Annotated in this window: 1 protein-coding gene; it reads right to left on the bottom strand. The window is 52.1% G+C overall.

Annotated elements, in window-relative coordinates; genetic code table 11:
- Window positions 1-403 (bottom strand): InlB B-repeat-containing protein (locus NE473_RS30450; RefSeq protein WP_256265581.1); only part of this gene is annotated, 403 nt, incomplete at both ends.

Genomic DNA, 403 nt, shown 5'->3' with positions numbered 1-403 from the left:
GTAAATTGTACTCCTGTTCCGCCCTTACCCGTGTACCAGCCTCCAAACGTATAGCCGGGACGGCTTGTAATTCCAAGATCTTTTCCTGCATTTGCAAGACTCTGGCCGCTCAGCACCGTCTCTGTCGCATTCGGAAGCACTGCTGATGCATCTTCTGCATCCTTATCATACGTCAGGGTTACCTCGTCATTCGGGATCCACTTCGCATAGACGGTCATACTTTCAGCAATAGCTGTTGTTTCTGTAAACTGGCTTCCTGATCCTTCTGTCTCCGTATACCAGCCTCCGAACGTATAGCCGGGACGGCTCGTTCTTCCAAGATCTTTTCCTGCATTTGCAAGACTCTGGCCGCTCAGCACCGTCTCTGCCGCATTCGGAAGCACCGCTGCTGCATCTTCTGCTG

Source organism: Hungatella sp. SL.1.14 (assembly GCF_024460495.1).
GTDB lineage: Bacteria > Bacillota > Clostridia > Lachnospirales > Lachnospiraceae > Hungatella > Hungatella hathewayi.
The sequence above is the reverse complement of the archived record's forward strand: the minus strand, read 5'-3'. Positions and strand labels throughout refer to the sequence as shown.